This is a genomic window from Streptomyces sp. AC558_RSS880 (genome assembly GCF_019049255.1).
Lineage (GTDB): Bacteria > Actinomycetota > Actinomycetes > Streptomycetales > Streptomycetaceae > Streptomyces.
Genome location: NZ_JAGMUJ010000040.1, coordinates 52,608 through 66,162, shown reverse-complemented (window position 1 = coordinate 66,162; position 13,555 = coordinate 52,608). Strand labels below are relative to the sequence as shown.

Genomic DNA, 13,555 nt, shown 5'->3' with positions numbered 1-13,555 from the left:
GGACTGGTTCCCGTCCGACGCGGACCACGCCGTAGAGTGACGCGCACGCACGGCGGAACGGGGCCGGCCGGAGGGCCGTGCCGGGATGACGCGCCGTCCGTGCGGGTATCTGTGCCCGGGACGAGTCCGTGCCGGGCGGGCGCGACGAAACGGGGGGTGCATGAGCACGGAAGCGCGCCGCGCCTCCCACCCCCCGCGCCCCACCGTCCCTCCGCGCCCCGCGCATCCGCCGGGGCCGGCGGAGACCGGCACGGAGCAACCGGAGAGTCCCGTCGGCCCCCGAGGCCGCACCTCGGGCGGCTCCGGCCCCTTCGACCCCCGCGAACCGTCCCGCCCCCCGGCCGGCACGCCCGGCGAACCCGCCTCCGGCGCCCCGGTCCCGCCCGCGCCGTCCCACCCGCCGGCCGGCGGCCGCGGCGGCTCGGCCGCGCCCGAACCCCGTGGACGGACCTCCGGCGGATCCGGTGCGTTCGAGGTCCGTGAGACCTCGCACCCGTCGGCCGGGGACGCCGGGCGGGACGGTACGGGCGTCGGTGACGCCGGCCGCCCGGCGCCCCGGCCGCGCTTTCCGGGCTTCGGCGACGGTGTGCCCGCCGGTACGGGGCCGGTGGCGCCCCCGCCTCCGCGTGCCTCCGCCCGCTTCCCCGACGCGCCGCCGGCCGCCGGGCGCGGCACGGGGTCCCCGGCCGGCTCACGCTCCGTACCGCCGCAGCCCACCGCACGCGGCACGGCCACCCCTCCCGAGACCCCGTCGGAGACCACCACCCGCCTGCGCGCCGTGCCGCCCGCACGGCCGGGCACGGACGAAGCGCGCCGTCCGGGCACGACCCCGGCGTCCGGCGCGCGCCCGGGCACCGGCGGCGCGGGCCGCTCCGAGGCGGGCCCGGCGCACGCGCCCGCCCGTACCCCCCGCCCCGCGTGGCGGCCCGGTCCCGGCGACCGGGCCCCGGACGCGCGGCCGGGCGCCGGGACGGACCCGGCGCACGCGCCCGATCCCGCACTCTCCTGGAGCGCCCCCACGGCGCCGGGCGGTACGCCCGGAGCGGGGCGGCCCGTCGTGTCGTTCGGGGAGCCGGAGGGGTACGACGAGGGGGCGCGGCCGCGCCCCCTCGGACGGCGGGGACGGGCGCAGGCCGTCGCGGCCGCCGCCTGCCTCGTCCTCGGGGCGGGACTCATCGGCGGTGCCGTCACCGGGAGCTGGCTCGCCGGGGACTCCGACGGGCCGGGCACCCGGCACGGCTTCGCCGCCGCCCAGGACATGTGGCACGACGTCCCGGTCGACCAGTTGTTCCCGCCCACCCTGCAGGGCGAGGGCGCGGGCCCCGGCGGCGCCGACCGGTCCTGGACCCGTATCGCCGTGGCCCCCGACAGCGGCTGCGAGGACGCCTTCGACGCCCTGCTGCGCAAGGTCCTCGCCCCCGTCGGCTGCGAGCGTCTGCTGCGCGCCACCTACACCGACGCCACCCAGAGCCACGTCACCACCGTCGGCCTGCTGTTCACCGAGGCCGACGCCGCCGGCATGACCTCCCTCGCCCGCCGTTTCGACGCCGAGCGCCTGGACCGCCGTACCGACCTGATGCCCCTGCCGTACGCGGCGAAGGGCACCGCCGCCGCCGGTTTCGGCGCCGGACAGCGCGCCTCCTGGGCGATCTCCGTCCTCACGGACGCGCCCGTCGTCGTCTACGCCGTCTCCGGGTGGGCCGACGGCCGCAGCGTCGACACCCCGCAACCCGCCGAGGACGCCATGGAGTCCGGAGCCACCACCGCCCCCGCCCAGGCAGGCCTCGGCCACGAGGCCCAGGGCCTCGCCGACCGCGTCGAACGCGGCCTGCGCAAGAAGGCCGGCACCCCCACGGAGCAGCCGTCATGAGGCCCGTCACCGGTCGGCGTCCCGCCACGGCGGCACTCGGCGGCCTCCTCGCCACCGCCCTCGTGCTCGTCCCCGCCACCGCCGCGCACGCCGACGGCATCCGCGCCCGGCAGTGGGCCCTGGAGGCCATGCACACCGAGGAGGCGTGGCGGACCACGAAGGGCGCGGGCGTCACCGTCGCCGTCCTGGACACCGGCGTCGAGGCCGACCACCCCGACCTCGACGGCAACGTCCTCACCGGCAAGGACCTCGTCGGCTTCGGCGCGAGCGAGGGCGACCGCGCCTGGGCCCTCCACGGCACCTCCATGGCCGGCATCATCGCCGGCCACGGACACGGCCCCGGCAACGCCGACGGCGTCATGGGCATCGCGCCCGAGGCGAAGATCCTCCCCGTCCGCGTGATCCTGGAGGACGACGACCCCTCCCGCGCCGAGGCCCGCAAGACCCGCGGCAACGCCCTCGCCGAGGGCATCCGCTGGGCCGCCGACCACGGCGCCGACGTCATCAACCTCTCCCTCGGCGACGACTCCGCCTCCGCGCACCCCGAACCCGGCGAGGACCAGGCCATCCAGTACGCCCTGCGCAAGGGCGTGACCGTCGTCGCCTCCGCCGGGAACGGCGGCGAGAAGGGCGACCACATCTCCTACCCGGCCGCCTACCCGGGCGTCATAGCCGCCACCGCCGTCGACCGCTACGGCACCCGCGCCCCGTTCTCCACCCGCCGCTGGTACGCCACGGTCAGCGCCCCCGGCGTCGACGTGATCATCGCCGCGCCCGACCACAAGTACTACGAGGGCTGGGGCACCAGCGCCGCCGCCGCGTTCGTCTCCGGCGCCGTCGCCCTGGTCAAGGCGGCCCACCCGGACCTGACCCCGGCCCAGATCAAGCGGCTCCTGGAGGACACCGCCCGCAACGCCCCCGCCGACGGCCGCGACGACTCCCGCGGCTTCGGCTTCATCGACCCGGCCGCCGCGATCGAGGCCGCGTCCCGGCTGGAGCCGGAGGGCCTGAAGCCGGCGGCGTACGGCGAGAAGTACTTCGGTCCCGGCCCGGACACCGCCGACTCCGACGACGACACCGCCGACTGGGCGGCCCCCCTGGCGGGCAGCGCCGGCGGCGTGCTGCTGGTCGCCGCGGTGGTCCTCTGGCGCGGCCGCCGCACCCGCTACGACGAGGTCTGACCCCCCGCCGCGCCGTCCCCGGTGAACACGGACACCGCCGCCCGCGCCGCGGCCTCGGTCAGCGCGATCCCCGTCTCCTGGGTCGCGTTGCCCTGCGACAGCGCCGCCACCAGGTAGTCGTGGCCTCCTGCCGTCACCCGCCCGATGCTGTTGACCACCCACAGCCCGGTGGTGCTGCGCCGCAGCCAGCCGTTCTTCAACGCCCACGCCGCACCGTCGGCCGCCGCCGACACACCCCACCGCTGCCCCACGGCGATCCGCTCCATCAGCCCCCGCACATACGCCCGTGAGGCCTCGCTCAGCTCTGAGCCCTCCGTGCCGAACACCTGTTGCAGCAGCGCGATCTGGTCGGCGGCCGTGGTCTGCGTCACCCCCCACACGGGACCGTCCCCGCCCACCGTCTCCGTCAGCCCGAACCGCTCGTTCGCGGCGTCGAGCCCGTCCGCCGTCCCGATCGCCCGCCACAGCGCCGACGTGGAGTCGTTGTCACTGTTCTCGATCATGTCGGCGGCGTACGTCTTCTCCTCGGCGGTCAGTGTCCGCCCCGCGTCCTGCGCCTGGAGCAGCAGCGCCGCCAGGATGTCGACCTTGACGATGCTCGCCGTGTCGAAGGCGCCCGCCCCGTACGAGGCCGACTCCCCGGAGTCCTGGTCGAGCACCACCACCGACACCTCGGTGCCGTCCGCCACGGCCACCGACTTCATGGCCGTCGCCAGCAGTGCGCCCCGGTCCACCGCCGCGTTCGTCGCGCTCTCCACCGCTTCCTCCTTGTCCGCCGCCCGCGAGACCGACGAGGACGCCGACGGGGACACGGGCTCCGCCCGCGGACGCGTCCACGCGCCCATGTACATCACACCGGCCGTCGCGCCGCCCCCGACGACGATCAGGGTGAGCGCGAGGGGCAGCAGGGCGCGACGCCGCGGCCGTCGGGCACGACGGCCGCGATGCTGCGACCGTCGGGCACGACGGTGCCGCGGTGGTCCGCTGTGGGAGGGCATGCCCGCAATGATCGGTACATCGGCTGTGCGGATTGTAGTGCTGGAGTGAGACCTGGCTTAAAAGTCAATGGAAGGCGTCCGAGGAACGCTCTGTTCTTCCCCGATAGGGTCGGTGACCGTGGCGAACAAGAACATTCCCGACTCCCCGTTCCGCGACGACGACGGCTCCGCCGACCCCCGGCTGAGCGCCGCGCTCGCCGCCTGGGCCGAGGACGGCGACGCCGTCGGCCCCGTCCTGGAGGCGCTCAAGGGCGCCCGGCTGCTCGTCCCCGTCGTGGCCCTGCTCGGCGAGGTGGAGGAGGACGAGAACGGCTTGCGCCGCGAGAAGACCAGCGACATGGCCGTACCGACCCTGAAGGCCGGTGGGCGCACCGCCCTGCCCGCCTTCACGTCCACCGAGTCGCTCGCCCGCTGGGACCCGGCGGCCCGCCCCGTCGCCGTACCGCTGCACCAGGCCCTGCAGGCCGCCGCGCACGAGAAGGCGGACACGGTCGTCCTGGACGTGTCCGGCCCTGTGCCCTTCGAACTGACCGGTCCCACGCTGCTCGCACTCGCCGAGGGCCGCACGAGCACCGACCCGCTCGCCGACCCGGCCGTCATCGAGGCCGTACGGGCCGCCGTCGCCGCGGAGCCCGCCGTGCTGCGCGCCCACCTCGGGCCCGGGCAGGCCGACGGCACTCTCGCCCTCGTCCTCGGCCCGGACGCCCCCGTCGCCGAGGCCGCCCGCGCCGTGGCCCAGCGGCTCGCCGCCGACGAAACGCTGAGGGCCCGCCTGGTGCGCGGCCTCGACCTGGCAGTCCTGCCGGCCGGGACCACGCCCCCGGGCGAGCCCCTGTACGTGCGTCCCTGACGTCCTAGCCGTAGAGCGGCCCGGTGTACTTCTCGCCCGGGCCCTGGCCGGGCTCGTCCGGGACCAGGGAGGCCTCGCGGAACGCCAGCTGGAGCGACTTCAGGCCGTCGCGCAGCGGCGCCGCGTGGAACGAGCTGATCTCCGTGGCGGAGGCGTCCAGCAGACCGGCCAGCGCGTGCACCAGCTTGCGGGCCTCGTCCAGGTCCTTGAACTTGTCGCCCTCCTCGGACAGACCGAGCTTCACGGCGGCGGCGCTCATCAGGTTGACGGCGACCGTCACGATCACCTCGACGGCCGGGACCTCGGCGATGTCGCGGGCCATGGCGTCGAAGTCGGGGTTGCCGGGGGTCTCGGGGGTGTCCGAGGGGGAGGTGTCACTCATGCCCCACACGATAGGCGCAGCGGGACGACCCCCTTGACAGCAGGAGGCGGGAGACGGCCGGTTGGTGCGCCCCGCCGGGAGCTGCTAACCTTGTGTAACGACCGGTCGGACCCGTATGCCTCGCGGCTCACGAGCCCGGCCCACAAGTGGAGGCTTCGAACTCCCACCTGACCGCCCTCAGGGCGGCGGGTCACCGGTCAGGCGGTCCCGTCCCGAGGCGGCGATCCGCCCGAAAGTGCGCCCCGTGATCATCGCGGCGGTGTTCCGGTAGTTCGAGGAACCCCGCCTGTGATCGTCCGGGGCATTTTCTTTGCTCCGGCGCGGTTAGGTCTCACGAACACAGACGTTACGCGGCTGTCCGCCAGACCGTCGCGTGGTGCTACCGAGGAGGATCCATCAGCGCCGAGCCCCGCATCAACGACCGGATTCGCGTTCCCGAGGTGCGACTTGTCGGTCCCAGCGGCGAGCAGGTCGGGATTGTCCCGCTTGCCAAGGCCCTGGAGCTTGCGCAGGAGTACGACCTCGACCTCGTCGAGGTCGCGGCGAACGCCCGTCCGCCCGTGTGCAAGCTCATGGACTACGGGAAGTTCAAGTACGAGTCGGCCATGAAGGCCCGTGAGGCGCGCAAGAACCAGGCGCACACGGTCATCAAGGAGATGAAGCTCCGGCCGAAGATCGACCCGCACGACTATGACACCAAGAAGGGTCACGTCGTCCGGTTCCTCAAGCAGGGCGACAAGGTCAAGATCACGATCATGTTCCGTGGTCGCGAGCAGTCCCGGCCGGAGCTCGGCTACCGACTGCTGCAGCGTCTCGCGGAGGACGTCCAGGACCTCGGCTTCGTGGAGTCGAACCCGAAGCAGGACGGCCGCAACATGATCATGGTCCTCGGTCCGCACAAGAAGAAGACCGAGGCGATGGCCGAGGCTCGCCAGGCGCAGGAAGCCCGCAAGGCGGAGGCGAAGGCCAACCCCGGCCGCTCGATGAACGCCGCGGACCCCGACGCCGCGAACGCCGACGCTCCGGCCGAGGCTTCCGCCGAGGCGTGACCCCGGGGGACGCGAGTCCCCAGGACGTAACCGATACAAGTACGACGCTCCACCGTGCCCGGTTCTCATGGCCGGGCACCGGAGCGCCACCGACGAGGAGAGAACGGCGCTATGCCGAAGAACAAGTCGCACAGCGGTGCCAGCAAGCGCTTCAAGGTCACCGGCTCCGGCAAGGTGCTCCGTGAGCGCGCCGGCAAGCGCCACCTGCTCGAGCACAAGTCGTCCCGCGTGACGCGTCGCCTCACCGGCAACGCCGAGATGGCCCCGGGCGACGCCGCGAAGATCAAGAAGCTTCTCGGCAAGTGAGACCGGGCGCCCAGCGCCTGATCCACCCACACCGGGACCCAATCGTTTCCGGGCCGTGTGAGGACAACCACGGCCCCGCTACAAGGAGTTAACAAGTGGCACGCGTCAAGCGGGCAGTCAACGCCCACAAGAAGCGCCGGGCGATCCTCGAGCAGGCCTCCGGCTACCGCGGTCAGCGCTCGCGCCTGTACCGCAAGGCCAAGGAGCAGGTCACCCACTCGCTGGTCTACAACTACAACGACCGCAAGAAGCGCAAGGGTGACTTCCGCCAGCTGTGGATCCAGCGCATCAACGCCGCCGCCCGCGCCAACGGCATCACGTACAACCGCTTCATCCAGGGTCTGAAGGCCGCGAACGTCGAGGTCGACCGCAAGATCCTGGCGGAGCTGGCCGTCAACGACGCGACGGCGTTCGCCGCGCTCGTCGAGGTCGCGCAGAAGGCGCTGCCGGCGGACGTGAACGCGCCCAAGGCCGCGTGACGCCGCGCCGGCTCTGAGCCGACGTGACTTTCCAGGACCCGCAGGCTTCGCAGCTTGCGGGTCCTGTTGTTGCCAGGTCGTCGGCCGTCGTTCGGCCGCAGGTCCGTTGTGGCCGGTCGCGCCCACGCGGCAAAGCCGCATGTCGATACAGCCCCGCGCCCCTGGGAATTGCGGCGACGCCCGCTTCCACGGCAGCCGCATCACGCCGACGCCAGGGGACGACACTGTTGTCCCAGTCCCAAGAAGCGCCGCACGTTGTGATTCTCCCGAAGGTGAAGAAGATGCCTCCCGTCAGCCCCGAGCTGATCTCCCCCCGCTCGCCCCGTGTGTCCGCCGCCCGGCGGCTCGGCAAGCGGAACTTCCGGGGGAAGGAGCGGCTGTTCCTCGCCGAGGGGCCGCAGGCCGTGCGGGAGGCGGCCGGGCATCGCGCCGGGAACGCCGGCACGCTCGTCGAGCTGTTCGCCACCGTCGAGGCCGCCGAGCGGTACGCCGACATCGTCGGGGCGGCGCGGGACGCCGGGGCCCGGGTGCACCTCGCCTCCGAGGACGTCATCGCCGACATCTCCACCACCGTCACTCCGCAGGGGCTGGTCGGCGTCTGCCGGTTCCTGGACACGCCGTTCGAGGAGATCCTCGCCGCCCGGCCCAAGCTCGTCGCCGTCCTCGCCCACGTGCGCGACCCCGGGAACGCCGGCACCGTGCTGCGGTGCGCCGACGCCGCCGGAGCCGAGGCCGTCGTCCTCACCGACGCCTCCGTCGACCTGTACAACCCCAAGGCCGTACGCGCCTCCGTCGGCTCCCTGTTCCATCTTCCGGTCGCCGTCGGCGTCCCCGTCGCACAGGCCGTGACCGGGCTGCGGGACGCGGGCGTGCGGCTGCTCGCCGCCGACGGCGCCGGGGACCGCGACCTCGACGACGAGCTCGACAAGGGCACCATGGGCGGGCCCACCGCCTGGGTCTTCGGCAACGAGGCCTGGGGCCTGCCCGAGGAGACCCGCGCCCTCACCGACGCCGTCGTCCGCGTCCCCATCCACGGAAAGGCGGAGAGCCTGAACCTCGCCACCGCCGCCGCCGTATGTCTCTACGCGTCGGCGCGTGCACAGCGCGCCGCCGGAGGGTGCCGCTCCGTCACCGGGAACTAGTAGGGTGACCAGCTCGGGGACCCTCCCCCAAGCTCTCGGCAGGGCTCGAGCACGGGGCGCCCCGAGGACGTTCCGAGAGGTGGGGTACGGGGATGAGCGTCGGCACGAGCAGCGCACCGGGAGCAGAACGGGCGGCGCGCCCGCCCGCGCCCCGGCCCGGTGATCTCGCCGAACTCGGCATCGACCCCGACCAGCTGCCCGACGGACTGGTCGTCGCCGACGAACACGGACGGGTGATCTGCTTCAACGCGGCAGCCGTCCGCATCACGGCCGTCCCCGCCGAGCGGGCCCTCGGCCGGCCGCTGGAGACGGCCCTGCCGTTAGAGGACCTGGAGGGCCGCCGCTGGTGGCAGCTCACCGACCCCTACGGCGGCCTCGCCATCCGCGTCCGCCAGCCCGAACGCAACCTGCTGCTCCCCGGAGGCCGGGAGGTCCTCGTCTCCGCCCGCTACGTCCGCGCCGCACCCACCGGCCCCGTCCGCCGCGTCGTCGTCACCCTGCGCGACACCGAGGCCCGGCGCCGCACCGAGCGCAGCCACGCCGAGCTGATCGCCACCGTCGCCCACGAACTGCGCTCCCCGCTCACCTCCGTCAAGGGCTTCACCGCCACCCTGCTCGCCAAGTGGGAGCGGTTCACCGACGACCAGAAACGGCTGATGCTGGAGACCGTCGACGCCGACGCCGACCGGGTCACCCGGCTCATCGCCGAGCTGCTCGACATATCCCGCATCGACTCCGGGCGCCTGGAGGTGCGCCGCCAGCCCGTCGACATCGGGGCCGCCGTCGGACGGCACATCCAGGCCCACGTCGCCGCCGGGCAGCAGGCCGACCGCTTCCTGCTGCGGGTGCAGCACCCGCTGCCCGACCTGTGGGCCGACCCCGACAAGATCGACCAGGTGCTGGGCAACCTGCTGGAAAATGCGGTGCGGCACGGCGAGGGAACCGTCACGATTGACATCACGCCCTCGGCGTCCCCCCGCGAACGGGAGGACGTCGGTACGTCGGTCACGGTGAGCGACGAGGGGCCCGGCATTCCGGAGGAGTCCATGAACCGCGTCTTCACCCGCTTCTGGCGGGGCAGCAAGCGCGGCGGGACGGGCCTCGGGCTGTACATCGTCAAGGGCATCGTCGAGGCCCACGGCGGCACCATCACGGTCGGACGCGCCCCCGGCGGCGGCGCCGAGTTCCGATTTACGTTGCCCGTGGCGGCACCGGCGTATCTCACCTGAGAGGTCCGAAGGTCCCACGGGCGCATTCGCGTTCCCTCACCCCGTTAGACTCGGCCTTTGGCACCTTTGTGTCCCGAAAACCTGGACGCACCGTCCACGAGTCGGTACGGGGACCATCAGCCAGCCAATCGGAAGCACGGGAAGAGATGTCGGCACCCAATAAGTCGTACGACCCTGTCGAGGTCGAGACGTTGAAACCGGAAGAGATCGAGCGCATGCGGGACGAGGCGCTCGCCGCCTTCGCCGCCGCGGACTCCCTCGACGCCCTCCACGAGGCCAAGGTCGCCCACACCGGCCCCACCTCCCCGCTGTCCCTCGCCAACCGCGAGATCGGCGCCCTGCCCCCGCACGCCAAGGCCGAGGCCGGCAAGCGGGTGGGACAGGCGCGCGGTGCCGTGAACAAGGGCCTCGCCGCCCGCCAGGCCGAACTCGAGGCCGAGCGCGACGCGCGCGTCCTGGTCGAGGAGGCGGTGGACGTCACGCTGCCCTACGACCGCGTCCGGGCCGGCGCCCGCCACCCGCTCACCACGCTGTCGGAGCGCATCGAGGACATCTTCGTGGCCATGGGCTACGAGGTCGCCGAGGGCCCCGAGGTCGAGGCCGAGTGGTTCAACTTCGACGCCCTGAACATCGGCCCGGACCACCCGGCCCGCGGCGAGGCCGACACCTTCTTCGTGCGGGGCCCGGACGGCGGCACCGAGTCCGGCGTGGTGCTGCGCACCCACACCTCGCCCGTGCAGATCCGCTCCGCGCTCGACCGCGAGCTGCCGGTCTACGTGATCTGCCCCGGCCGCGTGTACCGCACCGACGAGCTGGACGCCACGCACACCCCCGTCTTCCACCAGGTCGAGCTGCTCGCGATCGACGAGGGCCTGACCATGGCGGACCTCAAGGGCACCCTGGACCACATGGTCCAGTCGCTGTTCGGCGCGGAGATGAAGACCCGGCTGCGGCCGAACTTCTTCCCCTTCACCGAGCCGAGCGCCGAGATGGACATGCTCTGCTACGTCTGCAAGGGCGCGTCCGTCGGCAACCCCGACCGCCCCTGCCGCACCTGCTCCAGCGAGGGCTGGATCGAGCTGGGCGGCTGCGGCATGGTCAACCCGCGGGTGCTCACCGCCTGCGGCGTCGACCCCGAGAAGTACAGCGGCTTCGCCTTCGGGTTCGGCATCGAGCGGATGCTGATGTTCCGCCACAACGTCGAGGACATGCGAGACATGGTCGAGGGTGACGTCCGGTTCACCCGGCCGTTCGGGATGGAGATCTGATGCGGATCCCGCTTTCTTGGCTGCGGGAGTACGTCGACCTGCCGGCGACGGAGACCGGCCGTGACGTACAGGCCAAGCTCATTTCGGCCGGGCTCGAGGTCGAGACCGTCGAGCACCTCGGCGCCGACCTCAAGGGCCCCCTCGTCGTCGGCCAGGTGCTGACCATCGAGGAGCTGGAGGGCTTCAAGAAGCCGATCCGCTTCTGCACCGTCGACGTCGGACAGGCCAACGGCACCGGCGAGCCCCAGGAGATCGTCTGCGGCGCCCGCAACTTCGCCGTCGGCGACAAGGTCGTCGTGGTCCTGCCCGGCGCCACCCTGCCCGGCGGTTTCTCGATCTCCGCGCGCAAGACGTACGGCAAGACCTCCCACGGCATGATCTGCTCCAGCGACGAGCTGGGCATGGGCGACGACGGCACGCACGGCATCATCGTGCTGCCGCCGGAGACCGAGGTCGGCAAGGACGCCATCGAGCTCCTCGAACTGGTCGACGAGGTCCTGGACATCGCCGTCACCGCCAACCGCGGCGACTGTCTGTCCCTCCGCGGTGTCGCCCGCGAGACCGCCATCGCCTACGGCCTGCCGCTGCGCGACCCGGCGCTCCTCGACGTGCCGGGACCGAACGCCTTCGGCTACCCGGTGAAGGTCTCCGACCCGGTCGGCTGCGACCGCTTCACCGCCCGTACGGTGACCGGCCTCAGCCCCGAGGCGCGCTCCCCGATCTGGCTGAAGCGCCGGCTGCAGAAGGTCGGCATGCGCCCGATCTCGCTCGCCGTGGACGTCACCAACTACGTGATGATGGAGCTCGGCCAGCCGCTGCACGCGTACGACCGCTCCCTGGTCCAGGGCACCATCGGCGTGCGCCGTGCCGCGGAGGGCGAGAAGATCGTCACCCTCGACGGCGTCGAGCGGAAGCTGCACGCCGAGGACCTCGTCATCACCGACGACCGCGGCCCCATCGGGCTCGCCGGTGTCATGGGCGGCGCCAACACGGAGATCGCCGACCACGACGCCGCCGAGAACGGCGGGAACTCGACGACCGACGTGGTGATCGAGGCAGCCCACTTCGACCAGGTGTCCGTCGCGCGCACCGCCCGTCGCCACAAGCTGTCCTCCGAGGCGTCCCGCCGCTTCGAGCGCGGCGTCGACCCGCAGGCCGCCGCCGCTGCCGCGCAGCGCACCGTCGACCTGCTGGTGCTGCTCGCGGGCGGCACCGCCGAGGCCGGTGTCACCGAGGTCATCGCCCCGACCGCGCCGCACACCGTCACGGTCCCCGCCGACCACCCGGACAAGGTCGCGGGGGTGACGTACGGCCGGGAGACCGTCGTACGCCGCCTCCAGGAGGTCGGCTGCGACGTTTATGGAAGTTCTGCCGCGTGGAACGCGTCGTTGGGGGGTGGTGGTCGGGCGACGGGCGGGAAGGACGAGCTGATCGTCACCGTGCCGTCCTGGCGGCCCGACCTCGCCGACGCCAACGACCTGGCCGAGGAGGTCATCCGCCTGGAGGGCTACGAGAACCTGCCCTCCACGCTGCCCAAGCCGCCGGCCGGCCGCGGTCTGACCGCCCGCCAGCGCCTGCACCGCCGTATCGGCCGGGCCCTGGCCGGTGCCGGTTACGTCGAGGCGCCGAACTACCCGTTCGTCAGCGAGCAGGTCTTCGACCAGCTCGGCCTGGAGGCCGACGACCCGGCCCGCCGCGTCGTCAAGCTGGTCAACCCGCTCAGCGACGAGGAGCCCGCGCTGCGCACCTCGCTGCTGCCGGGCCTGCTCGGCGCGCTGCGCCGCAACGACGGCCGGGGCTCGCACGACCTCGCGCTGTTCGAGACCGGCCTGGTCTTCCAGCCGCGCGAGGAGCAGCGGGTCGCCGCGAACCTGTCCGTCGACCGGCGCCCCAGCGAGGACGACATCGCCGCGCTGAACGCCGCGCTGCCCCACCAGCCGCGGCACGTCGCCGTCGTACTGGCGGGCGCCCGCGAGCAGGCCGGCTGGTGGGGCAAGGGCCGCACCGCCGACTGGGCCGACGCGGTCGAGGCCGCCCGGACCGTCGCCCGTGAGGCCGGCGCCGAACTGGGCGTCCGCAAGGGCCAGTACGGGCCGTGGCACCCGGGCCGCTGCGCCGAGCTGACCGTCACCGTCGACGGCGCCGAGCGCGTCATCGGCCACGCCGGTGAGCTGCACCCGCGCGTCCTGAAGGCCCTGGGCCTGCCCGCGCGCGCCTGCGCGATGGAGCTGGACCTGGACGCCCTGGAGCAGGTCGGCGACGGCATCCCGCAGGCGCCGGGCATCTCCACCTTCCCGGTCGCCACGCAGGACGTCGCGCTGGTCGTCGACGCGTTCGTGCCCGCCTCGGACGTCGAGGCGGCGCTGCGCGAGGGCGCCGGTGAACTGCTGGAGTCCATCCGCCTGTTCGACGTGTACGAGAACGCCGAGCAGCTGGGCGAGGGCCGCAAGTCCCTGGCGTACGCGCTGCGGTTCCGCGCGACCGACCGCACGCTGACCGTCGACGAGGCCTCGGCGGCCCGCGAATCGGCGGTCACCCTCGCGGGCGACCGCACCGGAGCGGTCCTGAGGGGCTAGCGCCCCGTTTCAGCCCGTCCGGCACGATCAGCCCGTCCGGCGTTTGAGGACAAAGGGGGGCTGGGGGCGCAGCCCCCAGGGACGGGAAGGGAAGGGGCGGCGGGGGCGACCCCCCTGCCCCGCACCCGCCCGCGCAGCCAAGCGCACCGAAGCCGGTCCGCGGGGCCGATAACCGCCGGGTCCCGGGGGGTGCGGGGGCGTGACATGCGCCTCCCGCACCCCCCG

At 73.5% G+C, this 13,555-nt stretch carries 12 protein-coding genes; 10 read left to right on the top strand and 2 right to left on the bottom strand.

Translation table 11 applies throughout. From position 1 onward, the window contains the following. Positions 1–160 precede the first annotated feature (160 nt). Entirely contained in the window at positions 161–1,870 is a 1,710-nt protein-coding gene (locus KUM38_RS41905) for a hypothetical protein (protein WP_254397311.1), read from the top strand. Continuing rightward, entirely contained in the window at positions 1,867–3,051 is a 1,185-nt protein-coding gene (gene mycP / locus KUM38_RS17190) for a type VII secretion-associated serine protease mycosin (RefSeq protein WP_217130254.1), read from the top strand. Before KUM38_RS41905 ends, mycP begins: the two co-directional genes overlap by 4 nt. Here the strand turns inward: mycP and KUM38_RS17185 are convergent. Beyond that, on the bottom strand, positions 3,036–4,049 hold the full coding sequence (locus KUM38_RS17185; RefSeq protein WP_217130253.1) for a serine hydrolase: 1,014 nt from the start codon (positions 4,047–4,049) through the stop codon (positions 3,036–3,038). The genes mycP and KUM38_RS17185 overlap by 16 nt on opposite strands. Positions 4,050–4,167: 118 nt before the next feature. Here KUM38_RS17185 and KUM38_RS17180 point away from each other — a divergent pair, with 118 nt between their 5' ends. Next, entirely contained in the window at positions 4,168–4,899 is a 732-nt protein-coding gene (locus KUM38_RS17180) for an SseB family protein (protein ID WP_217130252.1), read from the top strand. A 4-nt stretch (positions 4,900–4,903) separates the two neighbouring features. Here the strand turns inward: KUM38_RS17180 and KUM38_RS17175 are convergent, their stop codons facing one another. Further along, positions 4,904–5,281 (bottom strand): DUF1844 domain-containing protein, encoded by a 378-nt coding sequence (locus KUM38_RS17175; RefSeq protein ID WP_217130251.1) that lies wholly within the window; start codon positions 5,279–5,281, stop codon positions 4,904–4,906. Between the two features lie 395 nt (positions 5,282–5,676). On the opposite strand from KUM38_RS17175, the gene infC reads away from it, so the two are divergent. The 7 genes from infC to pheT all read left to right on the top strand — a co-directional run bounded on the left by infC (position 5,677) and on the right by pheT (position 13,330). Further along, the gene (infC, locus tag KUM38_RS17170) at positions 5,677–6,330 is read left to right on the top strand and encodes a translation initiation factor IF-3 (RefSeq protein WP_217130446.1); all 654 of its coding nucleotides are present in this window, start codon (positions 5,677–5,679) and stop codon (positions 6,328–6,330) included. A gap of 111 nt (positions 6,331–6,441) precedes the next feature. Then, positions 6,442–6,636 carry a 50S ribosomal protein L35 gene (rpmI, locus tag KUM38_RS17165; protein WP_004933563.1) on the top strand — a complete coding sequence of 65 codons (195 nt, stop codon included), beginning with the start codon at positions 6,442–6,444 and terminating at the stop codon, positions 6,634–6,636. A gap of 95 nt (positions 6,637–6,731) precedes the next feature. Then, on the top strand, positions 6,732–7,115 hold the full coding sequence (rplT, locus tag KUM38_RS17160; protein ID WP_004933571.1) for a 50S ribosomal protein L20: 384 nt from the start codon (positions 6,732–6,734) through the stop codon (positions 7,113–7,115). A 281-nt stretch (positions 7,116–7,396) separates the two neighbouring features. After that, complete coding sequence (locus KUM38_RS17155; RefSeq protein ID WP_217130250.1) at positions 7,397–8,257, top strand: RNA methyltransferase; 861 nt, start codon at positions 7,397–7,399, stop codon at positions 8,255–8,257. Between the two features lie 92 nt (positions 8,258–8,349). Next, positions 8,350–9,486 (top strand): ATP-binding protein, encoded by a 1,137-nt coding sequence (locus tag KUM38_RS17150; protein WP_217130249.1) that lies wholly within the window; start codon positions 8,350–8,352, stop codon positions 9,484–9,486. 146 nt (positions 9,487–9,632) lie between these two features. Next, complete coding sequence (pheS, locus tag KUM38_RS17145) at positions 9,633–10,754, top strand: phenylalanine--tRNA ligase subunit alpha (RefSeq protein ID WP_217130248.1); 1,122 nt, start codon at positions 9,633–9,635, stop codon at positions 10,752–10,754. Continuing rightward, positions 10,754–13,330, top strand: coding sequence for a phenylalanine--tRNA ligase subunit beta (gene pheT, locus KUM38_RS17140; RefSeq protein ID WP_217130247.1), 2,577 nt, complete (start codon positions 10,754–10,756; stop codon positions 13,328–13,330). The genes pheS and pheT overlap by 1 nt, the downstream gene beginning before the upstream one ends. The last annotated feature ends 225 nt before the right edge of the window (positions 13,331–13,555 follow it).